At 31.4% G+C, this 24,702-nt stretch carries 24 protein-coding genes; 5 read left to right on the top strand and 19 right to left on the bottom strand.

Annotation, left to right across the window (positions count from 1 at the left end; all coding sequences use genetic code 11):
* Positions 1-66: 66 nt before the first annotated feature.
* Positions 67-1,005: an AEC family transporter gene (locus ACZ5N4_RS13030; protein ID WP_464210567.1), complete on the bottom strand. Its 939-nt coding sequence runs from the start codon at positions 1,003-1,005 to the stop codon at positions 67-69.
* Between the two features lie 309 nt (positions 1,006-1,314).
* Here ACZ5N4_RS13030 and ACZ5N4_RS13025 point away from each other — a divergent pair, with 309 nt between their 5' ends.
* Positions 1,315-1,995, top strand: coding sequence for a 5-methyltetrahydrofolate--homocysteine methyltransferase (locus tag ACZ5N4_RS13025; RefSeq protein WP_464210566.1), 681 nt, complete (start codon positions 1,315-1,317; stop codon positions 1,993-1,995).
* A 22-nt stretch (positions 1,996-2,017) separates the two neighbouring features.
* Here the strand turns inward: ACZ5N4_RS13025 and ACZ5N4_RS13020 are convergent, their stop codons facing one another.
* The 5 genes from ACZ5N4_RS13020 to ACZ5N4_RS13000 form a co-directional block, all read right to left on the bottom strand.
* Entirely contained in the window at positions 2,018-2,380 is a 363-nt protein-coding gene (locus tag ACZ5N4_RS13020) for a response regulator (RefSeq protein WP_464210564.1), read from the bottom strand.
* Between the two features lie 125 nt (positions 2,381-2,505).
* Positions 2,506-3,015: a DUF2179 domain-containing protein gene (locus ACZ5N4_RS13015; RefSeq protein WP_464210563.1), complete on the bottom strand. Its 510-nt coding sequence runs from the start codon at positions 3,013-3,015 to the stop codon at positions 2,506-2,508.
* A gap of 281 nt (positions 3,016-3,296) precedes the next feature.
* A complete protein-coding gene (locus tag ACZ5N4_RS13010; RefSeq protein WP_464210561.1) occupies positions 3,297-4,100 on the bottom strand; it encodes an ABC transporter ATP-binding protein in 804 nt (267 codons plus the stop codon).
* Positions 4,101-4,114: 14 nt separating this feature from the next.
* On the bottom strand, positions 4,115-4,939 hold the full coding sequence (locus tag ACZ5N4_RS13005) for an ABC transporter permease (RefSeq protein WP_464210560.1): 825 nt from the start codon (positions 4,937-4,939) through the stop codon (positions 4,115-4,117).
* Between the two features lie 6 nt (positions 4,940-4,945).
* Entirely contained in the window at positions 4,946-6,010 is a 1,065-nt protein-coding gene (locus tag ACZ5N4_RS13000; protein ID WP_464210558.1) for an ABC transporter substrate-binding protein, read from the bottom strand.
* A gap of 214 nt (positions 6,011-6,224) precedes the next feature.
* On the opposite strand from ACZ5N4_RS13000, the gene ACZ5N4_RS12995 reads away from it, so the two are divergent.
* Positions 6,225-6,941: a TerC family protein gene (locus ACZ5N4_RS12995; RefSeq protein ID WP_464210556.1), complete on the top strand. Its 717-nt coding sequence runs from the start codon at positions 6,225-6,227 to the stop codon at positions 6,939-6,941.
* 73 nt (positions 6,942-7,014) lie between these two features.
* On the opposite strand, the gene ACZ5N4_RS12990 is transcribed toward ACZ5N4_RS12995, so the two are convergent.
* Positions 7,015-7,464 (bottom strand): PadR family transcriptional regulator, encoded by a 450-nt coding sequence (locus tag ACZ5N4_RS12990; protein ID WP_464210554.1) that lies wholly within the window; start codon positions 7,462-7,464, stop codon positions 7,015-7,017.
* A gap of 5 nt (positions 7,465-7,469) precedes the next feature.
* Entirely contained in the window at positions 7,470-8,321 is an 852-nt protein-coding gene (locus ACZ5N4_RS12985; RefSeq protein WP_464210552.1) for a DegV family protein, read from the bottom strand.
* A 171-nt stretch (positions 8,322-8,492) separates the two neighbouring features.
* Between ACZ5N4_RS12985 and ACZ5N4_RS12980 the strand changes: the two genes are divergently transcribed.
* Entirely contained in the window at positions 8,493-9,938 is a 1,446-nt protein-coding gene (locus ACZ5N4_RS12980) for an NCS2 family permease (RefSeq protein WP_464210927.1), read from the top strand.
* A 95-nt stretch (positions 9,939-10,033) separates the two neighbouring features.
* On the opposite strand, the gene ACZ5N4_RS12975 is transcribed toward ACZ5N4_RS12980, so the two are convergent.
* The 5 genes from ACZ5N4_RS12975 to ACZ5N4_RS12955 form a co-directional block, all read right to left on the bottom strand.
* Entirely contained in the window at positions 10,034-10,225 is a 192-nt protein-coding gene (locus tag ACZ5N4_RS12975; RefSeq protein WP_464210550.1) for a hypothetical protein, read from the bottom strand.
* 309 nt (positions 10,226-10,534) lie between these two features.
* On the bottom strand, positions 10,535-11,284 hold the full coding sequence (locus ACZ5N4_RS12970) for a hypothetical protein (protein ID WP_464210548.1): 750 nt from the start codon (positions 11,282-11,284) through the stop codon (positions 10,535-10,537).
* The gene (locus tag ACZ5N4_RS12965) at positions 11,284-11,979 is read right to left on the bottom strand and encodes an ABC transporter ATP-binding protein (protein WP_464210546.1); all 696 of its coding nucleotides are present in this window, start codon (positions 11,977-11,979) and stop codon (positions 11,284-11,286) included. Before ACZ5N4_RS12965 ends, ACZ5N4_RS12970 begins: the two co-directional genes overlap by 1 nt.
* Positions 11,979-12,347, bottom strand: a complete 369-nt coding sequence (locus ACZ5N4_RS12960; protein WP_464210544.1) for a GntR family transcriptional regulator — start codon at positions 12,345-12,347, stop codon at positions 11,979-11,981. The genes ACZ5N4_RS12965 and ACZ5N4_RS12960 overlap by 1 nt, the downstream gene beginning before the upstream one ends.
* A gap of 152 nt (positions 12,348-12,499) precedes the next feature.
* Positions 12,500-14,497, bottom strand: a complete 1,998-nt coding sequence (locus ACZ5N4_RS12955) for a methyl-accepting chemotaxis protein (protein ID WP_464210542.1) — start codon at positions 14,495-14,497, stop codon at positions 12,500-12,502.
* Positions 14,498-14,807: 310 nt separating this feature from the next.
* On the opposite strand from ACZ5N4_RS12955, the gene amrA reads away from it, so the two are divergent.
* Both amrA and amrS read left to right on the top strand, forming a co-directional pair.
* On the top strand, positions 14,808-16,211 hold the full coding sequence (amrA, locus tag ACZ5N4_RS12950) for an AmmeMemoRadiSam system protein A (RefSeq protein ID WP_464210540.1): 1,404 nt from the start codon (positions 14,808-14,810) through the stop codon (positions 16,209-16,211).
* A 12-nt stretch (positions 16,212-16,223) separates the two neighbouring features.
* On the top strand, positions 16,224-17,207 hold the full coding sequence (amrS, locus tag ACZ5N4_RS12945; RefSeq protein ID WP_464210538.1) for an AmmeMemoRadiSam system radical SAM enzyme: 984 nt from the start codon (positions 16,224-16,226) through the stop codon (positions 17,205-17,207).
* An 88-nt stretch (positions 17,208-17,295) separates the two neighbouring features.
* Here the strand turns inward: amrS and ACZ5N4_RS12940 are convergent, their stop codons facing one another.
* The 6 genes from ACZ5N4_RS12940 to ACZ5N4_RS12915 form a co-directional block, all read right to left on the bottom strand.
* Entirely contained in the window at positions 17,296-18,063 is a 768-nt protein-coding gene (locus ACZ5N4_RS12940; RefSeq protein ID WP_464210537.1) for a hypothetical protein, read from the bottom strand.
* Positions 18,064-18,079: 16 nt separating this feature from the next.
* Positions 18,080-19,045 (bottom strand): DUF2167 domain-containing protein, encoded by a 966-nt coding sequence (locus ACZ5N4_RS12935; RefSeq protein ID WP_464210535.1) that lies wholly within the window; start codon positions 19,043-19,045, stop codon positions 18,080-18,082.
* Between the two features lie 904 nt (positions 19,046-19,949).
* Positions 19,950-20,249 carry a hypothetical protein gene (locus ACZ5N4_RS12930; RefSeq protein ID WP_464210534.1) on the bottom strand — a complete coding sequence of 100 codons (300 nt, stop codon included), beginning with the start codon at positions 20,247-20,249 and terminating at the stop codon, positions 19,950-19,952.
* Positions 20,200-20,655 carry a DUF6630 family protein gene (locus ACZ5N4_RS12925; RefSeq protein ID WP_464210532.1) on the bottom strand — a complete coding sequence of 152 codons (456 nt, stop codon included), beginning with the start codon at positions 20,653-20,655 and terminating at the stop codon, positions 20,200-20,202. Before ACZ5N4_RS12925 ends, ACZ5N4_RS12930 begins: the two co-directional genes overlap by 50 nt.
* Before the next feature lie 21 nt (positions 20,656-20,676).
* Positions 20,677-21,651, bottom strand: a complete 975-nt coding sequence (locus ACZ5N4_RS12920) for a hypothetical protein (RefSeq protein ID WP_464210530.1) — start codon at positions 21,649-21,651, stop codon at positions 20,677-20,679.
* Between the two features lie 17 nt (positions 21,652-21,668).
* Complete coding sequence (locus ACZ5N4_RS12915) at positions 21,669-24,680, bottom strand: hypothetical protein (RefSeq protein ID WP_464210528.1); 3,012 nt, start codon at positions 24,678-24,680, stop codon at positions 21,669-21,671.
* Positions 24,681-24,702 lie beyond the last annotated feature (22 nt).

Here is a 24,702-nt window from a genome sequence, read left to right as displayed (position 1 = left end):
TAAAAAAGCTAATTCTAATTATACTCTTCCATGGGTTTAATTAGAATTAGCTTTTTAAAATTGGCACTATCCTAATAGTGCCATATATATTGGTATAAATATTAAACTTGATATAGTAGTTACTACTGTCATCACTGTTGCATATTTATGATCTGCACCGTAAGTTCTTGCAACTATTGCTGTATTGGTCATCACAGGCATAGCAGCTTGTACAACAAAAACTTTCTTCATGAGCTCCGGTATTGGGAAGTAATAAGCCATAATAAAAACCAATATAGGTGATATAAGAAATCTTCCAAAAAGTATAGCTATCATATCTATATCCATTTTTATTTCGCTTATATCCACAGAGTATATTGTTATACCAATAAATAACATAGATAAAGGTGTTGTTAAATTTCCAAAATATTTACAAGTATCCATAATGAACTTTGGAATTTGAATATTTAACATTATAAGTATTATAGCTATCACAAAACCCATTAGCGGAGGGGATGCTATTCTTTTAAAGGTTTCTTTTGAAAATATGCTACTTTTTTTAGACTGTCCATCCGTACTTATGCCATAAGCTCCAATTGTCCAGAAAAAGCTGGTATTAGCGATATAATAAAGCAAAACATATGGAATGCTTTTTGATCCAAATAATGCAAGATTTACAGGAAGGCCTATAAATATAGAATTAGATACAAAAAACATGGATCTAAAAGTTCCAACTTTATGTTTATCAACCTTGATAACTTTAGATACAATTATTGCTAACAAATAGCATAATGCTATCGAAAAAAAAGGAATAACCAAACCTTTGCCTAAACTATTTAATTTGTTTCTATCAAAGTTTCCCATCAAATCAGATATCATAAGACATGGGAGGGATATATTACATACTAATTTTGAAAAGACCTTTGATGTTTTTTCATCTAACCAACCTTTTGAGGTTAGTATATATCCTACAGTAATCATAGCCACAATACTTAGAACGCTGCCTAGTGCATTTACTATAACCATGTTTATCATCTCCTTTTAATCCCCTTAACTATTATTACACATCTCCTAACTAAATAAAAGATTTTGTTATATAAATAATTTTATATAATTATGAATACTTATGAATTGGTATGATTGGTATAAAACTTTTGTATTCATCATTTTTGCAAGATAAAGTCCATTTTGAACCTTATTGGCACTAAAAATGGCTTACAATCCAATGATTTTTAATATTTTTTGAAATAATTCACTATATAACTTGCAATTTTCTTTATGTTCTATTATAATATATTTATAAATAAAATTTTGTATAAATACGAGGTGGGGCCAATGAAAGTAGTATCTGATTTCAAAGTAAAATTAAATAAAGAGAAGATTATAGAAACAGTTCAATCTTACTGCCAGACACCTCCGTACGAGGAATTAAGCAAAATGTACGATTATTTATTCTATTACCTTATAGAATATTCTACTCCTTTAGGAATGTATAAAATAGATAAAAAACCGAATAACTTAGATTTAGATTCTTTAAAGAAATGCAATAATATAGTATATTGTCTCGTAACAATAGGAGATGAATCTTGCAAAAAAGTTGAAAGTCTTTTTGAAGAAGGAAAATTTTTTGAAGCAATTCTATTAGATACCATGGCAAGCTCATATCTATTTCACGTGAGTTCTGACTTATTCAATGAAATATGTATAGACTCACATAAATTAGAATTAGGACTTACAAGTAAAATTGCTCCTGGTGATGGTGAGATTGATTTAGAGTACCAAAAAGAAATAGTTGAAATGTTTAAGAATGATGACATTCACAATATTAGAATTATTAATGATTGCATGCTATATCCTGCAAAATCAATGTCTTATGTATATGGTGCAGATACTCAAATAGCATACAATGAAAAGGATCACTGTTGTGAATACTGTCACAATACCTCATGTAAAATGAGAAACTTAAATTCAAAAGTAGCAAAGCCACTTTTGCAAAATGCTGAAGACTGCGCATAATACGCAGTCTTCTTATTATTTTTTATTTTGCTTTTAATGCCTTTTTTACTTCATTTACTAAATCCTCTTCATCAAAAGGCTTTACTACAAATCCCCTAGCCCCTGCATCAATTGCTTCCCTTACAATTGCCTGCTGCCCCATAGCTGAACATACAATTATGTAGGCTTTAGAGTCTATTTTCATTATTTCCTTTACAGCTTCTAAACCACTCATTTCAGCCATAGTTAAATCCATTGTAACTACATCTGGCATCAAACTTTGATATTTAATTATAGCTTCCCTGCCGTTTCCTGCTTCGCCTGCGATCTCTATATTATGTTTATTAAATATTCCTCTTATTATACTTCTCATAAATCTAGAATCATCAACTATTAATACTCCCATGTTAAGATACTTCTCCTTTATTATAGTTTCAAGTAAAAATAACTTTAAAACTAATTATTCTTATGTTAAATTACTAATTATAGTTTTCGTGTAAAACTTTAACAAACTTTATAATTATTTTAAAATTATTTTTTAATTCCATATCCTCCGTACACAGTTTTAGTATCAACTATTGAAATTACAGCTTTTATATCGGAATTCTCTATAATTCTTAGTATTTCATTTTTTCTCTTTCTTTTAACATGGGCTATAAGCATTTTTTTATCTTCTTTTAATCCTTCAGCTTCTACCACAGTAACACCAACCTGCTGCTCCCTTAGTAGCTCTGCCAATTTTTTACCATCCTCTTCAGAGGAAATTAAATTTATTGTCACTATTCCTAATGCAAGTTTTTCTTCTAATATACATCCAATATAGTTTCCACAAGTAAATCCTAAGGCATATACTACCATTTTGATAGGATCTTGATCAATATTTACAAGCACTTTACCTATTACATAAAGCCATATAGATACCTCAACAAAGCCTATCAGTGAACCATAAAGCTTTTCTCCTCTTGTTATAAGAACAGTTCTTATAGTCATAAGTGATACTTCAATAATTTTAGCAAAAAAAATAAACATGTAAGTTAGCATAGTCATCCCCCCAACTTGATAATATGTATACGTTATCTAAAGCTTCATAAATTAAGACTTCAAAATATGAAGACATCACTTTAGTAAAATTTCAATTATTTAAATACCCACTAATAGGTTATAACATAAATATAGCTTTTCTGCAATAAACAAAATAAAGAATTTCTTAATATTAACGTATATTTAAAATATTATTCAGCGCCTTAACTATTAATACATAATTTTCTTGTGAAATTAAATAAGGGGACGAATATAATACGTCCCCTTAAATATTGATTTTCCTACCTTTTTACCTCATCTTTCAGCTGCGACCATATCTTTATAAAAAGTTCATTAAACTCTGGCTTTTTTCTCATTTCTGACATATCTCTAGGCCTAGGCATATTTACCTCAAATACATCTTTTACTCCACCAGGATGTCCAGACATAAGCATAATATGATCAGACAGAAAAATTGCTTCATCTATGCTATGAGTAATAAATACAACAGTTTTCCTATTACTTTCCCATATTTGAAGCAGTTCTTGTTGTAAAATAATACGATTTTGTTCATCTAAGGATGCAAAAGGCTCATCCATAAGCAGTATCTCCGGATCGTTAGCAAAAGCTCTGGCAATACTTACTCTCTGTTTCATACCACCAGATAATTGATGTGGAAATGCCTTTGCAAATTTCTCTAGTCCAGTTTTTATTACAAAGTCATCTACTACTTCTTTAATTTTATTTGATGGCAATCTTCTATTTTTCAAACCATATGCTATATTGTCCCAAACATTCATCCAAGGGAAAATTGCATGTTCCTGAAAAACCATAGAATTTAGTGGGTTGCTTTTATTATTGTGAGTAATCTCTAATACCCCTGATGTTGGCATTTCAAGCCCAGCAAGTACTCTAAGAAGAGTTGTTTTTCCACATCCACTAGGACCTACAAAACACCAGAATTCCCCTTCCCTTATTGTTAAGTCTACATTTTGAAATGCAACTACTTCAGATTTCTTTACTTTAAACTTCTTAGCTAAATTCTCCATTTCTATTTTCACTTTGCCATCATATGTTTTGCTTTTTAATGAATTTATTTCATTCATACTAATCATCCTCTTCAATCTTGTTTCCAAGGAATTATAATTCTCTCTATTTCATCAAGAGCTACTGTAAAAATATATCCAAGAAGAGACATCATAATAAAAGAGACAAACATCTCTGGAATATTAAATATTGAATAAGATTCCCATATACGATATCCTATTCCTTCAGATGCTCCATTCATTTCTGCTGCAACTATCAATAGTAATGCCATCCCCATGCCAAGCTTTAATCCAGTAAATATCATAGGAAGTGCACCTGGAAGTGCAACAGTCAAATAATAATCTTTTTTACTTGCACCATAGTTTTTCGCCACATCCATATATATTTTATCTAAATTAACTACTCCTGCAACTGTATTCATCAAAACTAAAAAAAAGGTTCCAAGAGCTATTACCACCATTTTTTCAAATTCTGTTAATCCAAGCAATATCATAATTAATGGCATCAACGCCAGTTTAGGTATTGGATAAGTCGCAGCAACAATTGGGTCCAGCATAATCTTCACTATTGGAAACAACCCCATAGTCAAACCAATAATAAGACCAGGTATTGTTCCGAGCAAAAATCCTCCAAAGATTCTATATAAACTTATTTTCAAATCAGAAAAGAGTATGCCGGTTTTTATCATTTCCCACAGTGTGACTAAAATTGTTGTAGGAGCCGGAAAAAATCTACTGTCAAGTGCATGTGTCCTAACAAGAATCTCCCAAATAATCAGTAACCCCAGCGGAGATAATACGGTTAGAATTCTAGTTTTTGATTTATTACTAAGCTTACTTTTGTTTTCCAGCTTTTTTTCTGTTTCAAATCTAACTATTTTTTCATCTACAATTTGCATTATTTATCAGTCCCCCTTGGTGTATTTGTACTCACCTATTTGTTTTAAAGCATTTTCTACATAGCTATTGTCAATCAACTTATTTACATCCGCTTCTTTTTTCACAAGACCACTTTGCATATACCACTTTTGGTCATTTATAACACCTTGTTTTAATACATATCCATTAGGATCTAATCCAGGTGGCTTCATTCTCAAGAAAATATCTGCTTTGTCTACAAAGGTATTTTTAGTTAAAATGTCTACAATCTTATCTCTATCTTTATCACCATATACTAATGCATCATTATAAGCTCTAACCCCTTGAAGATAAGCTAACATAAATTTGTTTCCTAATTCTTTATCTTTACAAAAATTAGGACTATACATAAGTACTGATATTTCTTCTCCTTTTGCATATTCATCTGGGTCTTTCCACCACTCAAGTATTCCTTCATCTACACCTTTAGTTATTAATGGCTCAATCTGCATTGTAGCATCTGCATTATTATTTGCTACAGCAGTAAGCATATCTGGGAAAGAATCAACTATTACAAATTTAACATCGTTTTTGGTTAAGCCGCCCTTTTCTAATGCTTTTTGTACAAAGAGCTCATTAATTGAACCAACTGAAGCAATAGCTATTCTCATTCCTTTCATGTCCTGGTAGGTTTTGTATTTTGCTCCTAATCCCTTTTTTAGCGCAATTTGAAAATACCCTTTACCTGGAACATTATGTCCCCCATCTGCTACCAGTTTGATGCCTATACCTTGGTTTGATGCATTGAATAAAGCTGCGTTTATTATTCCTCTACTTACATCAACTTGATTTGATACAATGGCAGAGAGCTCGTCTGCACCAGAATTAAATTTTACATATTGAATTTTTATTCCCTGCTTTTCGAAAAAACCTAGTTTATCTGCTAGTATTATTCCAGCCTCTGACGGAGCATTATCAAAGGCTACCTTAACTACCTGTAATTTCTTTCCATCATTCGTATCTGATTTATTATTAGTATTACCACAGGCTACAATAGAAACTGTCATCAGTGCCGTTACGAAAAAGGATAGAAATTTTTTTAACCTTTTCAAAAGTAACCACTCCTATTATTGATTCTCTTTAAGTTGGTTAAAAATTAATAACTTATTTTAATATATTCTACGGCTTAATAAAGTGTTACTAACCAGGTTATATAAAGTAAAATATAATAATATACTTATTATAAGGACAACTTGCCATTTGGCATAGTTTATTTTGTGTGCTAGAATATTATATGAAAGCAAATCATACGAGGGAGGGAATAATATGGATAGTTTAATTCCTTCATTAATAGGCGCAGCTCAGATTACACTTTTAGATATAGTTCTAAGTGGAGATAATATAGGGGTAATTGCTCTTGCAACTCGGAAACTTCCTCCGCATCTTGCAAAGAAAGCTTCAGCTATAGGAGTATTTGCTGCTGTTTTACTTAGAATTATATTTGCGTCACTTATAACCTATATTTTAATGATTGAGTGGCTTCCTATAAGATTAGTAGGAGGACTGTTGCTTATAAAAATAACATGGAATTTTATTAGACCAGACTGTGAAGAAGAAGATTGTAATGTAAACTCTTCTAATAAATTTATGGGCGCTATATGGAGCATTATCATAGCAGATGCTACAATGAGTTTAGATAATGTACTTGCAATTGCAGGTGCCGCACATGGAAATATTGCGCTAATTGTATTTGGACTTCTGCTTAATATACCAATTATATTTTTCGGAAGTCAGTATGTAGCAAAACTAATGAACAAGCATCCTATGGTTCCTTACATAGGAGGTGCAGTTCTTGCTCATACCTCTTTTAAAATGCTTTTAGAGGACAAGTTACTGCATACTTTTGTATCTAATTTTAGTATGATAAATATAATTCTTCCTTATGGCGCAGCATTACTTACAATCATTTATGGCTTCTATATAACTAAAAAGTCTACAACTTATAATTTTAGGGATTACAAAGAAAAAAAATTTAAAATATAGCTTTCAGTACAAATAAAAAACCTATACTCTTTATCCGGTGACTATAGTCTCTGAATAAAGAGTATAGGTTTTTTTATTCGTACAAATCTTTATATACTATTTTAAATACTTCTAAAGCCTCTTCAATTTTACCCTTTAAAAGCTCTTTTCGTTTTTCAAGTTCATCAGTACCTAATTCAGTTATAGTATATATCTTTTGAATTTTCTTTTTTGAATCATCCCATTTTCCAACTACCATTTTTTCTTTTTCTAACTTTTTTAAAATAGGATATATTCCTCCAGTACTTGGAATCCATCTTCCCTTAGTTCTCTCACCTATTTTATGAGAGATATCATTTCCATTGGTAGCACCTAAACTTAGCACATAAAGTACATAAATTGGCAGTAATCCTTTTGTAAATACCTGTCCTACAGCCTCATTCTCTTTCTTAACCTTTTTTAATTCCAGCAGCTTTCTTTTATATTCTTCATAAAGCCTTTTTTCTTCTTCCTTAATACTTTCGTCTATGCTAAATTTCCCCATAAGTATTACTCTTCCTCAAACAAAACTAAACCTACAAGACCAGGTCCACTATGAACTCCTGATACTGGGCTTATGCATCCTCCAAATATTGATTCTGTTACATTTGGATGCTTTGAGATTTCATTAAAAGCCTTTTGTGAATCCTCTAAGGAATATCCATGTAAGGCATAAAATCTACATTTCTTTTCGTCTAAAATTGCCTTTACAAGTTCCATAATCTTATTCAAAGATTGTTTTCTCCCTCTGACTTTTTCATGAGTATAATACTTTCCATCATTTATGTCTACTGAAACTATAGGCTTTATATTTAAAAGTTCTCCAATAGTTCCTGAAACCTTTCCTATTCTACCGCCCCTCTTTAGGTACTCTAATGTTCCAACTACAAAGAAAAGATGAACTCGTTTTCTTATAGAAGGCAAAGTCTCAACTATTTCTTCAAAGCTTTTTCCCTGCTCAATAAGCTTCCCGCATTCCTCCACTACTACGCCTTCACCCCATGATATTGATTTTGAATCAAATATGTGTGTAGTAATATTAGGATGATTTTCACTTGCTATCTTTATTCCATTATAAATTCCTGATAATCCTGAAGATAATACTATAGCTATAGCATGAGTATACCCTTCTTTTTCTAAGGTTTCGAATAGATTTTCCATATCCTCTAAAGCTGGCATAGATGATGTAGGAACTTCCTTATCTAAATTTTCATATACTTGCTCAGGCGTTATCTCAATCTTGTCCCTATACTCTCTGTCTTTATATATAATTCTAAAAGGAAGTACATTTATATTATACTTTCTTATTATTTCTTCATTAAGATCACTTGTTGTGTCCGTGATTAAAGCTATTTTACTCAAAGCTTTTTCCTCCTCTAATTTTAATTAAATTATGAAATTAAATCTAAATATTACTTCATTTACACAATCCTTACATAAATAATTATATCATTATATAAATGATTATCAATAGTGATAATCATCAATATTGATAACTATCACTATTGATATACTTAATAATATTTTAATCTTATTTTCGGTTTTAATTCCAAACTTTATTCAACAGTATCTACAAATTCCAAAAAATCTATTCTAGATTCAGTATTCAAACTATCAGAAAACAAAACTAATGCCAAGACTGAAATATTAGCAGGTTTCACAACTTACATAACTATGGCATATGCACTTTTAGTTATACCAAATATATTGAAGTTTTCAGGTATGAATGCTGCTGGCTTAAAAGGTGATGCTGCAGCAAGCCTTTCATCAATAAATGACCCCGTAGTTGCTTCTCTTTTTGTTGGTATGTGTTTAACTTCAGCAATAGGTACAATCATAATGGCCTTTTATGGTAACCTGCCTTTTGCAGTAGCACCAGGTATAGGACTTACTGCTTTCTTTTCCTATAGCGTATGTTTAACTCTTGGTTATTCATGGCAGCAAGCTCTTGCAGCAGTATTTCTTTCAGGTATTTTATTTATACTTATTACAGTTACTTCAATTCGAGAGAAGATAGTAGATTGTCTACCAGAAAACTTAAAAATAGCAATTACAGGCGGTATTGGTCTTTTTATAGCTTTGATAGGATTAAAAAGCGGAAGCATAATAGTAGCTAATCCAGCAACTCTTGTAGGCTTTGGGAGTTTTTCAAATCCTCATACTATACTTACCTTACTGGGAATAGTTCTTATGGGAGTTCTTATGGCAAGAAAAGTAAGAGGAGCAATGCTGATATCAATAATAATAACTACACTGGTTGGTATACCTATGGGGATTACAAATATATCAGGATTAAATATATTAAGCTCTCCAGCATCAATAGCACCAACTTTTATGGCATTTGATTTTAAAGGGCTTTTAAATCATAACGGTACAGGCTTTATCGGTGCATTAACAAGCATAGTGATGGTAGTATTAACTTTCAGTCTTGTTGACTTATTTGATACAATAGGAACCTTAGTTGGAACAGCACAAAAAGCTGATATGATCCTTCCAGATGGCAAAATTAAAAATATGAAAAAAGCCCTACTCGCTGACGCAATAGCAACAACTATAAGTTCCTTTTTTGGTACTACTACTACTGCCACTTATATAGAATCTACTGCTGGTATAGCCGAAGGTGGAAGAACAGGATTAACATCCTTAATAGTGGGAATACTTTTTGCTCTTTCAATATTCTTCGGTGGAATTGTAGGTATAGTTCCAGCAGAAGCTACAGCTCCTGCTTTAGTAATAATAGGTTCTCTTATGCTTAGTTCAGTAAAAGATATAAATTTTGACGATTTTACTGAAGCTGTACCTGTTTTCTTTACAATTTCAATAATGCCTTTTAGCTACAGTATAGCTAATGGTATTGCAGCTGGAATAATCTTTTATCCTATAATGAAGGTTTTTACAGGAAGACACAAAGAAGTTCATCCAATAATATATGTGCTTGCAGCACTATTTATTGTTAGATTTGTACTTCTTCCACAATAGATATTAAAAGGTATCTCAAGTAGTTTGAGATACCTTTTTTGCTTAATATGCAATAAAGAACAGTGATCACTTTTGCAATACACTGTTCTTTTCATCTATTTATACCCTCTTATAAATTCATCTATAAAATACCCAATTATGCCACCAGCGGAAGTCATAATAATAATAATGCTCTTAGCATCCTTTGTAACCATGGCTAATACAGCTCCTGCCAATAAGCCTGTACATAACCCCATTGCCATTCCTAAACATTCCATACCTTGTTCTTCTTTATTATTGCCTTCCACTAGTTTCCCCTCTCTATACCATAAATGTTCCTTTTCTAATAACCAGGTTAATAGTTAATTTGCCTATGCTTAAATATATACTCTCTTTAATATTTAATGCCCTTATTCCTATTTTAATTATAATAGAAATTAACTTTTTAAAAGTTAAATATTGATGAAAAATGGTTACAAAATGATTACAATTCGAAGATGTTCTTTTTTAAAGCTTCCCATAATTTTATTTTAAAAGATATTCCTCTACTTTTTATAAACTAATTATAAACAAATTATAAACTTTAAATAATCTCCTCTTTACCCAAATAAGTTATACTAGAAATCTATTTTATTCTCTATAATATACGCTGTTGCTATAAACATTAATATGAATAATATAACATTCAGAATCATTGCAGCTATATTAATTGGAATAGTACTTGCCGTATTTATTACAGATTGAACTTTTAGTATATCTAAATTATAAGTTTGAGGAAAAATGTCAACAATTATTTGTGTTATTTTAGCCACTATAATTGAAACAATAATAAATATTATAAATCCGCCCAATTTCCCTACCTTCTTCTTTTTAATCGCTACCTTGCTTAAAGCTATTGAAAAATAGATTGTAGTAAGTAAATATACATATTCAAATAAGCTGCTTACAATGCTTTCTGTGATAAACTTTGGACTTATATTTCTCATAATCAGTCCAAATTCAATGTTAAACTTACCAGTAGCATGAAAACTTATATAATTAAAAATAAATGCCACTGCTCCTATTATTAGTCCTTGAACTATAGATGTTATAAGCTTTGATCCTAAAATAGAATATCCAGATTGAGGAAGTGAAAATAATAAATATCCACTATCTTCATACAAATCTCTACTGAATAATCTTATATTCCAAATAAATACTACTACTGCTGCTGCAAAGCTTATTAAAAATGAACAAAATATCACAGCCTCTTGTGGCCATGTATTTATTCTAGTGAATAGAAGTACATTGAGAGCAGCTATTGCACCAATCATTATAATAAAATCCTTATAGTAGCCCTTTAATTCATACTTTATTAAATTAAACATTACTTAAATACCTCCCTATATAACTGGTCTATAGACATCCCCTTTTCATTTCTAAGCTCTTCAGCGTTACCGCTTAATACAATTTTCCCCTCTGAAATGAATGCAACGTCATCAAATAGCCTTTCAATATCATTGACCAAATGAGTAGTTATAATTATTGAACTATCTTCACTATAATTATCTAGTATAGCATCAAGTATTTTTTCTCTTGTTGTAGGATCCACTCCTCCTAAAGGTTCGTCTAATATATAAAGTTTTGCTTTTCTTGAAAGTACTAGTGTTAAATATAGCTTTTCACTCATTCCTTTTGACAATGTTGGAATTTTGCTGTTGATATCCAGATTCATAAATTCTAACAACTCTTTTGCTTTTTTTTCATCAAAATCCTCGTAGAAGTCTTTAAAGAATTGTATAGCATCTTTTATTTTCATCCATTTAAATAAATAATCTTTATCTGGTAAATATGACACCATTGATTTTGTATACACACCAGGCTTATGATCATCTATCAGTATTTCACCACTGGTAGCTCTCAAAAGTCCTGCAGCAATTTTTAAGAATGTTGTTTTACCACTTCCATTAGGCCCCAAAAGTCCAACAATCTTACCTTTTTTAACCTCTAAATCCAACCCATCTAGAGCTTTTTTATTAAAGTAACCTTTTTCAAGCTTTACAGCCTTTAATATAGTATCCATTACATATCCTCCTTAACTTTCTCCTCAACTATCTTTAGAATTTCCTCTGAGCTAAATCCGATATTTTTCATCCCCATTAAAAAATTATCTATAATCTCTTTAGACATTTCTTTTTTTAATTCTTTAATCATACCTTCATCCTCCATAACAAAAGTCCCCATCCCTCTTTGTGTATAAGTTATCCCTTCTCTTTCAAGCTCTTGGTAAGCCCTTTGAAGAGTATTTGGATTTACCTTCAGCTCTGCAGCCATATCCCTTACAGAAGATAGTTTATCTCCTGGATTCAGTCTTTTAGTAACTATGTCCCTTTTAATCAAATTCATTATCTGTACATATATAGGAACCTTTTGATCAAAGTTTAGACTCATCTTCACACCTCCATTTAATTGTTATATTGTTTTAGTGTTCTATATGAATAGTACACTAAAACAATATATATGTCAATACACTTTTACATCATTTCCAAATTTTTTATAAAATAAAAAGGTTTTAGGAATTTACCCAAAACCTTCATATTAATTTAAATTTTAAATTTTTTAACTAATACATTTAAATCACTAGAAAAACCTTCGAGAATATCAGATGCTGCAACTACCTCTTCAAGTCCTGCGGATTGCTCTTCTGTAGATGCACTAACCTCTTCCGTAGTAGCGGCTATTTCTTGGGATACAGATGAAACTTCCTGTATTTTTGATATAACTAATTCTTTATGATTATTTATTTCGTTTAATGATTTATCTACAATTTTAATGCTATCCTCTAATTCTATAATAGATCCTGCTATATGCTCAAAGGCCTTTTCAGTAATAGTGACACTTTCTCCAGTTGCTTTATCTAAAGACATTGAATATTCAACCTTTAACAATAGATCTGAGATACTTGCTTTTATTTCATTTGTTACTTTATTTATCTGAAGTGCAGACTCAGCTGATTGCTCTGCTAGTTTTCTAACTTCACCAGCTACTACAGCAAATCCTTTCCCAAGCTCTCCGGCTCTTGCAGCCTCTATACTTGCATTTAATGCTAAAAGATTAGTTTGCTCTGTTATCGCAGTGATTGTTTCAGTAATAGTACTTATCTCATTAGATTTTTCAGCTAAATCTTTAATTTTTCCTGAAACTTCTCTACTGGACTTTGAAGTTAAAACAAATTTATTACTTAGATCTTTAATTATCTTAGTTCCATTTTCGGTAGAATTTTTAACTCCCTTTGATATTTCCACCATATTTTGCGCCCTAATAATTGATTCCTCTACTTCACTTTCAAGCTGAATAATCAAATTTTGACTTTCTTCCATAGCTTCTGCTTGTTTACCAGCACCACTAGCTATTTCTTGAACTACTTTAGATATTTCTTCTCCGGCAGTGTTGGACTGCTCGGCTATTGTTTTCAGTGTGCCTGAAGAGGATCTTATATCATCAGATACTTGATGTATGTTGCTTAATATTGCCACCATTTCATCTTTTACAGTATTTATTCCTTTAGTAATTCTATCTATTTCATGAATAGCTATATTATTATCTATATTCTCTGTAAAATCTCCATCTTTCATCTTTTCTAGGGTCTTCTCTAAACTAACCACAGGCTTCGTTATCAATCCAGCTATTAGATTACCTATAAATAATGCAGCTATTAAAGATGCTAAAGAAATTAATAATATCATATTTCTTGCACCGTTAACTCTATTTGTAAGTTCCGATTTTGGTATAAATGCAGCAGCTATCCATCCAGTTGAACTATCTTTAGTTGTAGATATCAGATAACTTGTTCCATTTATAGTATCTTCATACATCTCCTCTTTATTTGATATAACCTTTGGTATCCAATTTAACTCCTTAGAAGTCTTATTTAAAATTGTCTTATCTTTGCTTCCTATAACTGTTCCATTCTTATCAAATAAAACAATATAACCTTTTTCTCCTACTTTTTTTTCCTGTACCATCTTTGAAATATCATCGAGCTTTATGTCTATTGCTGATACCCCTACCATTTCTCCACTTGAAGAGTCTTTTACCGTCTTAGCAAAGGTTACCATAAATGTGCCCTTCTTTAAGCTATCTTCATAAGGATCTGTAAGTATAACCTGTCCTTGTTTATTAACAGCATCCTTATACCATGGTCTCTGTCTCGGATCGTACCCAGCAGGAAGATCCTGTTTGGGCATTACCATGAAAACTCCATTAGCAGTTCCTATGTATGCATTACATATGCTTTTGTGAGATTGAACAATTCCATCTAAAGTAACTGAAAGCTTCTGAGCACTCTGAGGATCTTTTATTATAGATTGTGCGTCTGGATTTACAGTAAGCATGTCCACCATTTCCATGTTGCCCTTAGTTTCCTTGTCTATGACACTCATTATTTCTGACAAATTACTTTTAAGTAGAACATGTAAATCCTCTTTAAAGGTTTTTGTTTGCGAAGTATAACTGAATATTCCGACAATCAAAAGTGGTATAACTGCAGAAGCACACAGTAAACCTACAATGACGCCCTTAATACTTCTTTTTTTTGCCATTGTTGCTCTCTCCTTTTTCTGAATGTAATAATGAATTTAATTTTTTATATAATTTCATTTGTAAGATAATTATAACACAAGCTTATATATTATGGCACAATTATAATTTAATTTTATAGCTTTTTTCTCACATTTATCCAATCAAAGCTAAGCATTATATTTATCATAATTCCTTTTCTTAACTCTTCAGAATTTTTTTATATTAAAACTTTGTATTAAATTTAATTTAAGTGTTAAACTTTAGGTGAGAGTATTACTTCTTCAACAGATTCTCTATTTATACTAAATTTGATTTACAGGAGGTTTTATAATGGGTAAAATATTAGGACATTTTATTATGCCTCATCCACCTATATTAGTATCTGAAGTTGGTAAAGGAGAAGAGTTAGATGCAGCTTCAACTATAGATGCATGTTTTAATGTTGCAAAGGAAATAAGCGAGCTAGAACCTGAAACAATAATAATTATAACCCCTCATGGGCCTATGTTCAGAGATGCCATAGCATTAACAGATAGCAACCACATTTCCGGTGATTTCGGAAATTTTAATGCACCAGATGTAGAATTCGATATAACAATAGATCTAAATTTAACTGAAAGTATAAAAAATTATGCTCATGGAATGGGTGTTCCTATAATTGCTATAAATGAGGATATTGCAGGAAGATACAATATCAGCCATGAGCTTGACCATGGAGCAATGGTACCCCTATATTTTATAAATAAAGAATATAGTAATTATAAATTAGTTCATATTACTTATGGCCTTCTATCAGAAACTGATTTATATAAATTTGGAATGTCAATAAAGCAGGCCGTTGAGCTATCTAACACTAATGTTGTGGTAATAGCCTCTGGTGACTTATCCCATAAACTCAATGATAAAGCTCCATATGGTTATAGTCCAGAAGGAAAAGTCTTTGATGAAAAAATATTAGATCTTCTTAAATCTGGAGATGTAATGGGCGTATTTGATATGGATAAAGATATGATTGAATCTGCTGGAGAATGTGGTTTAAGATCTATTGATATTTTACTTGGTACCATGGAAGGAAGAAAAATTAGTGGTGAAATACTATCCTATGAAGGTCCTTTTGGCATAGGCTATGGAGTTATGAGGTTTAATGCAGATGAGATGAATGATAAAAATTACTTAGAAAAAATTATAGATAAAAGAAAAAGTGCTATGAAAAAAATAAGAGAGAATGAAGATAAATATGTTAAACTTGCACGGGAAACACTTGAGCATCACGTTAGAACCGGGGAAACAATAGCTATGCCAGGTTATGTAACGGAGGATATGTTAAATGAAGAGCGAGGTGTATTTGTCTCACTAAAAAAAGATGGCGAACTTAGGGGATGCATAGGAACTATTTTCCCAGCTTATGAAAATACTGCAGAGGAAATAATCAAAAACGCAATAGAAGCTGGCGAAAGAGACCCTAGATTTTCACCGGTAGAAGAAGAAGAGCTGGATGATATAATTTATTCTGTAGATGTATTGATGCCTCCTGAAGAAGCCTCTCGCGAGACTCTAGATCCTAAAAAATATGGCGTTATTGTTCGAATCGGAAGAAAAACAGGACTTTTATTGCCTGATTTAAGCGATGTAGATACTGTTGATGAACAAATAGACATAGCTTTAAAAAAAGCAGATATAAATCCATTGGAAAACTACAACATTGAACGTTTTGAGGTTATTAGGCATAAATAAAAGGAGATAAATATGAAAAAGGAAGCGCTTTTTTATACAATAGACAAAAATGGTAAAATCTTATGTGAACTTTGTCCTCAAAGATGCCATATAAAAGAAGGCGGAATTGGCTTTTGTGGAGCAAGAAAGGTTGAAGATGGAGTATTATACACCTTAAACTATGGAAATATAAGCTCAGCAGCTATGGACCCTATTGAAAAAAAACCTCTTTATCATTTTAGACCGGGAAAGTTTATTTTGTCCGTAGGAAGTTTCGGCTGCAATTTCAGATGCGGCTTTTGTCAAAACTATTCAATCTCACAAACACAACCTAATACACAGTATTTAGCTCCTCAGGAATTGATTGACCTGGCATTAAAACAAGAAAATAATACTGGCATAGCCTTCACATACAACGAACCATCAATATGGTATGAATATATTAAGGATGTATGCGAAAAAGCTAAAGATAAAAATATAGACTTGGTTTTAGTGAGCAATGGTTATATAAGTGAAGAGCCACTTGAGTCATTGCTTCCTTATGTAAGTGCTGCAAATATAGACCTTAAAGCTTTTGATAATAAGTTCTATAAAGACGTTTGCGGCGGAGATGTGAAAATAGTAATGAGAAATATAGAAAAGATGCATGACAAATGTCACCTTGAAATAACTACTCTTTTAATAGAAGGATATAACGATTCAGAGGATGAGGTTAGCAAATTATGCAAATGGATAGCAGATTTAAATCCTAACATACCTCTTCATTTATCAAGATATTTTCCTTCGTATAAATTCGATGCTCCAGCCACTTCTTTAGAAAGAATGAGTTTATGCAGAGATATAGCAAAAGAGTATCTTAATTATGTATACGTAGGAAATGTTCAAGATGAAGATAGAAACACTTATTGTCCTAAATGTGGTGAACTTTTAATTAAACGCACTTTGTTTGATACAGAGGTGTTATTAGATGATAAGACTTGTCCTTCTTGCAAATATGATATTAACATAACTCTTTAAAATGGCTACTTAAACACTTTTAAAGATTGTGCAAAAACCCTATGCGCGGCATAGGGTTTTATTACACTTTCATTTAATTATTCGGTTTTTATTTAGTTTTAAATTGTTTACTCAGTTCTGTTACATTACCTGCTAATTTATTACACTCTTCTACATCACTTTCGCTATAGAAATTGACTACACCACCTGAAATAACATATTGGCCTTCTTTTGATTGTAAAAATTCCAGATATTTATCCATTGCTGCCACAAGAGATTTTGCTGAATTTAATTCTTTCATATCCTTATCATAGTTTTCTTTTCTTAGAGCGTTGTAATCATTTATTAATTTTTTTTCAAATTCAGTATCTATCCCCTTATACTGTCCTAGCTTCTTATCAATATTAGTTTTATTCTCTTTTATACCTGCTTCATATTTAGCAAGTGAACTGTTTAAACTGCTTATTTTTTTTCTTGATTGCTCTATTGCAGCTGGGCTTCCTATAAATTCATTGGTACTCATGTTATTTTTAAACATATTTGAATCTAATTCTTTTTTAAGGTTCTTATCTAATGAAATAATTTTATCAACATCCTCATTTGCAATGTTTACTAATGGAGCAAGCTTTCCATAGTCCTTTTTTTCTGCAGGATTTGTTTTAACAGCAGTGTTATCTATTAACTTTTGGGATATTGATATTATATATTTTTGAGCTGCCTCTTCTTTTTGATCTTCTATTATTTTAAATCCATATATGCTCATTGCAATTATAACAAGGATACCAGCAATAGTGGCTAATCTTGTCTTTCTTTTACTTTTTTTATTGCTTGGTTCTATTTCTGTGTTTGCTAAATCATTATTAAAATCTTGATTCATTTTATAACCCTCTCTTTTAATCCTTTTTCTTTTCTAAGTCACATGATGTTGCAGATATTTCTTCTGCTGTTTTCATATTAGAATTAATTAAATTATTGCCATCTATATTTGAAGCATTTTCTTCAATATCAGAAGATTTCTTTTTAAATTTACTGATTATTTTCTTAAAAAGTCCACCTATGCCTAATATAACTATTATCCATATTTTCTTAAGTATAAGTAATAGTTTAGCAAGTAACCCCGTCTTTGCTGCCGCTGCTCCAGCACCACCTGCAATTAGTGCTGTCAGACCTAATTCAGAAACTTTATCTCCCTTTATATAGTCCGTATATTTTTTACCCTCTTTATAAGAGTATTTGCTAATTATAGTATCTAATTGAGGTTTCACTTTTTCCATTTCATCTTTACCTGCAACTAAAGTAACTTCAGTTACTCCACCACGTCCAAGAATTCTTACATTATAATTTACTATTTTTTCACCTTCACTGTTACTCAAAACTGACCAAACTAAATTATGAGTCTTATCATCATAGTGTGGTTTTTCATCCCATCCAATTATATCTAGTGTAGGAGTCCCTTTTTGTTTTCTTTCCTCATTGTCTTTTTCTGTTCCTTTTTTTATCTCTTCTAATAATTTGTCTGCATTTATTTTTTTGGCATCATTATCCCTTACATATCCTATAGGATCAAATTCAAATAAAACAAACCAGTTTTGTGTAGTATCTTTTGAAAAAACTATTCCTTGTTCTCTTCCAGTAACGGAATTATCCATTTGTTTCATCAATTTTTTTGCATCTTCGCCATTTGCAAAAACATATTCATCAGGCAAATCTAGCTTTGCTAAATCGCTTCCAACATCCACAGTCTTAGGCCCTTCTATCCATTTTATATCTGGTTTAGCAGTATTATTTGCATATACATGATGTGTATTAAATACAATAGAAATTAATATTAGTAATAAGTATGATAACTTTTTATACATAAAGTGTCCCCCCGTTATTAATAATTTAAAGTTCTTTCTTACTTCAATCCATCAAAGAAATCAAGTTCTGATAGATCATTTTCAAAGGCAAAATATTTTTTCTAAACTATATATAAGTATTTTCCCCTTTTTATTATAGGTAAAGGCACTTACGGAATATGAAACCATTGGTATTTGTTTTTTTATGCTGACCTCTATATCCCCCCTTTTTTTTGCACAATAAACAAACCTCTATTTTCATAAAATCCTTATGAATATAGGGGCATTTATATAACTAATTCTATAGATTAGATATTTAAATTATGCACACACCTTTGGCCTTTGATATATTTAATATTTTTTTAAATTTAATTAAATTCTGCCTTTAGTTCCATTTTATCACATATTTTATACATATTCAACAATATTGTATAAAATATGATCATATAAGTTAATATGTAAAATAATTCGTAATATTATTATGAATTACCTGACTAATTCAGATCTTCTCTAAGTACATCTGAATTAGTTCTACTTTTAAGTGTTATATCCATTGTATTTTCCTTTAAACTATACATTTACTAAAAAATAAAAACTTCTCAAGAATTTTTATTTTTTCCACTGTCTACTTGACAGGGTGCAGTTCAGTTCATCGGCGTTAACCTTTATTATTATTATGATGATATATAATTCCCAATATTAACAGAAGCTGTTGTCCAATCTTTCCTTAGTTTTTCTCCCTTCAATTCTGCTATTAGTTTTTCTAATTCGTCAAATCTAACTGCTACAAATATTTGAATATATCCTGCCTCCTGCCCACTTATTTTCCTAAATAATTCAGTGGAGGAGTGTGAAAGAATTGAGTAATTTCTATAATTTTTTCTAGTATTACTAGGATTATTTTTATTGCTAGTGGTAGAGTCGTTTATTCTGCACTGGGTAGCTCCGCCACTTTTCTTATCTTAGGCGGTGCAAAAGAAAAGGTCTCAACAGAGAATATATCTCCATTAAGACCTATTACACTAAAACTGTCCAATATTATATTCATTGCTTTTTCAATCTCATTTAAAATTTCTTTATCAGATTCATCAAATTGGGATATCTTCTCTTCTAAACTATACTCTATTAATTCAAAAAACTCTTTATGTTTTAAGTACGATATTCTTATATTGGTCTTAGCTATAATACTGTATAAATTTTTCTTTTGAAGGGATTCCTTCGTCAATAGGGAACTCTACTTGTATCAATTTTGTTTTTTTCTCCAACTTGTCAATGAATAGTGCATAAAAGTCACTAAAGGTTGGATATGAAAATAATCCATAACCCATTTTCGCTATGACTTTGTTGGCTTCTCTTATTTTCTCAGGTAAAAATTCATATTCAAACTCTCCTAACTCCTCAAGTTCTTCTTGTGGAGCTAATTCAATGTTGTGATTAAACTCATAATCTAAAATATAGTTCACGATCTCATGATCATGCTCGCCTTTATAATCAAGACACAGAAATCTCTTCGTAGAGATTCCATGTTTTAATATGGCCTCGTGTAGATTTATCGCCTCTGAATGATCTAAAATAGTTTGTACATCTTTACTGTCTTCAAATATGAGCTTTATGATATCTTCACCAGACATGTTGATTACCTCCGATTATCATTATTTAAACAATTCATCGTGTTTGTTGGGTATATATCCCGGATAGTTCTTGCGATAGAAGTTGTCTATGAGGCGCAGAAAAGGGTCCCATTCCGGATAGGGCTCTGGATCTCCTATCGCCATTTTTGCTTCTGGCGTATTCATTAATAAATCGTCAAATTGTTTGGGAACGGCTAAACTTAGCTTATTTCTTACATGTATAAGGAACAAAATTTCAAAGGGATAGAATGCATATTTAAAGTCACCAAATTCAACTGACTGACCTATTTCAGAGGCTAATATTGAATGAAACAATGACATTTTATTAATCAAATCTCTGAGTTCTTCCACATTGCAAGTTGACCAGCGCTCCAATACTTCTCCATAAATGTCCAGTTCTTCAGGTATTAAGCTACATTCAAGTCCTAATTCCTGAAACTTTTTTTTCACAACGAGATGTAACTTTTGATTTGTTCCTGCAATTGTTTTATTTCTATATTGCAAATATAACTCCAGTAAAAACCATATATGTTTATTCCAATTGTTTGCGTCTAGTTTACTTTCACCAATATGATCCACAATAAAATCAAACAACATTGTTTCTTCTTTCTCCCACCCAAACAATGTGAAATGAATTAAGGCTGTGATGACTTCCCTAAAAGTGTATTCCGGCATCATATCAGGATACCGAGTTCTATAGACATCTTGCACCATGCACTGATAAAACACTACCATTTGAACTTTTTTTAATTGTTCTATCCCATTCCCACCATTAATTAACACATCATCTTTCCATTTTGATAGGTAATATGAGGATATTGTGCTTAGATCTATTAATAAAATATGATCCTTCTCTATGTCATTCAGTTCGACAATATTAATAATTTCACTTTTGTTCTCTTCATATTCTTCTTCGGCATCTTCTAACATAATCCCATCATTAAAATTTTCACTGTATCTTTTAAATGCCATTTTAAATTTTTTAGGGTTTAACATAATTGCGCACCTCCAAATTAATCTATTGCTTTAGTCCAATCTTTTATTTTCAACTCATCTACACCGAATCCAGTTTTAGTTATCTTAATTTTTGTTTCTACTCTGATATAATCCAGTTGCAATCCAGGATTCATTTTTTTAATCTTTTTTAAATTTTTCAGAAAATCCTTATACCTCTTATCTCCATCTTCCATCATTTTTTCGAAGTATTTCTCACCGCCCAATTTTTGTTCATCAGAATAGCTAAACTCACCCTTCCTTGATGCCTTCGATTTAATCATCGTTAACTTTGGTGGTGGTCCCTTCGATAAAAATGCCCCATCTATACCGTTTCTACCTGATTGGAACATTGATGAAACGTCAGCACCTAAGTTATTATCCATTGCTACTTTCTTAGCCACTTCTTCACCAAAATCACCTTCATCGTGATAAAAATATTTAGAATTATCGATTTTTCTTTCGTACGTTTTTGCAGCATCTAAGTCAAAGTTATCACTAATATCAACAAACTTACTTTCTATGGTATTATCTTTACCTGTCTCCTTGTTTACATCTTCAGCATCAGCTTTACCAGTCCCCTTAGTATCATTAGTGTCAATATTTTTATCAAAAGAACTCTTACCTTTTTCTGTCATCTTAGAAATCTGATTCTTAAAGTATGATGTTTCTTCTGGTGGATTATTAGCATATATACGTCCTATATTAGTCTCCACTTGTTCTTCTAAGCCAAGAGCTTTTCTAACATTATACCTTGCTTGATTAATAGCATTTACGCCATCATCTAGCTTTGATGCACCTGCTCGTAATAAGTCATCAACTTTATTATCAATCCTAGCAGTTACCTCATTAAACTTATTAGCTGCTCTATCCACCAGATCTTGAGCACTATTCTTTATGCTAGTTACTACATTATCAACCTTATTTGCTGCTTTCTCAAACAATTCTCTGCTAGTCTTACTAAATGCACCTAATATATCATCTGCTTTTCCAGATACTTTACTTAATATATTCTTAGCACCACTAGATAAATTACTTAGTACTTTTCCAATAGATTTAGTTACATAAGGTGAAACCTTTGATATAAGTTTTCCTGCTCCATGTAATAGTCCTCCTGTAGCAGCTCCAATAAGTCCATCAAACAATGTTTGCTTTAAGCTAAATTTTCCATCTATTGCTTGATTTAAAATGCTATCAACCATGCCATTTATTCCACCAAATGCCATGACTCTGCCTACACTGCTAAAGCCTCCAAAAGGACCAAATATAGCTCCAGATACTGCACCTGTAAGAGCTCCCTTTAGGGCATTTTTTGCATATGTTCCCAGACTGCTTTGCGTACCATTCATCTTGTCAGATATTGCAGTACTTACTACTGCACATGCTGCACCTATACATGTCCCAATAGCAGCCCCTAATAATACTGCTCCTACTCCACAAGTAACTACAACAGCGGCAACTGCTACTGCTGCTAATACGCCTACTGCTAATCTTCCCCAACTAAATCCTTTCTTCTCTTGTTTTTTCTCTATCTTTTGGCCTGCCTTTGGTTCATCATCAAATGGAGGATATGCTTCTCTATCACTTCCATTTTTTATTACATTATCTCCTAAAAAATGAAACTCATTTTCTATTGAAAAACCACTTTGTGTACCTGTTTTGGCTGCAAGTATCTGACTTTGCGCTTTTATACTTACACTTTGTGGTGTTTTTATTATTATTTCACCATCTGCATTTAAACTTAGTTTTTTAGGACTTTTAAGGGTTACTCCAACATTATCATCAAAACTTATACTAAGGGGCTCTTTTGATCCACCTTTTATATTTACTGCACCTGGAGTCATTTCTATTTCGCTGCCATGTTCTGTTCCAAAATATCTTTTAGTTGTATCTGATGTTTTAGCACAGCTGCTTCCGTTTTTTCTTACACAACCTGTTACAATTGGTACTTCGCTGCTTTCATTCGAAAAATAAAGTCTTGCACTTGTTCCAACTATGGGCATTGAGTACATTGCATTTCCTGTAGGTGGTGCATATGGAAACCAGACGGCTTCTTTATTTTGTCCTTTGTCTATATCAAGATGAAGTTTTACCTTTTCACCTTCTACAGCCGCAACTTTTCCCTCAAGAGACCCTCCACTTAAAAGTGAATTATAAATTTTTGTTTGCCATATACCGTTTTTTCTACATAAACGATATTTATAAATTACTTCATCCTTTAAAGCATAAGCTGAATATTGATTTACATAAAGTTCCTTATTTTTAAACCGTATGTTATCTCCAACTTCATACTTTTCTCTTCTTTCTATTTCATAATAAAAGTAATCTGTATCGTGTCCTGCTTCAATTCCACCTGCTTCATGAAATCTTTTTAGATTCTTATGAGCTTTATAAAAACCCATATCTTCTATTTCATAATTTGCTTTAATTGGTCTCCCAAAATAAAACATATTACGTGTTTCCATTATATCACAAAATAATTCTGAATTTAACTCACTAGCTATTCTCTTTAAAAAGTTCCAATCAGTTTCTTTGTATTGGAATAATGTCTTTCCTATTGTTTGTCCTTCTGCTGTGCATTGAGTAAAACTATAACCTGAATAATCCTTTAAAAGTATTCCTATAAGCTCATCATATGTCATATTAGCATTTTGAAAGGATCTGCTTTTTTCCTTTATATCTAGCTCAAAGCTTGATGTAAGTGCTTGTATTTCTAAGTAATAAACTCCGTTGACATTACTTGTCTTAATGTTTTGCACTATCCCATTAAATAATATCTTACTTTTACTTTCCTTTACTACATTAATATTTACAGGACTTTCATTACTTGCATTTTCATCTTCTGTTTCTTCATAAATACATATTTTATCACTAGTAGACGCATTTATAGCAGACTGAAAATTAATTGAATCATCTATTAAACATTTTAAATATAAATATCCATGTTCATTAGGTTTATTATCAATTCTTATGTCTTCTATACGTAGTAATTGATAAGGAGATTTAACTCTTAGTGCATGAAGTACCCCCATTTACTTTCTCCTTTCCTATTTT

This window comes from Clostridium nitrophenolicum (assembly GCF_055391695.1).
The sequence above is the reverse complement of the archived record's forward strand: the minus strand, read 5'-3'. Positions and strand labels throughout refer to the sequence as shown.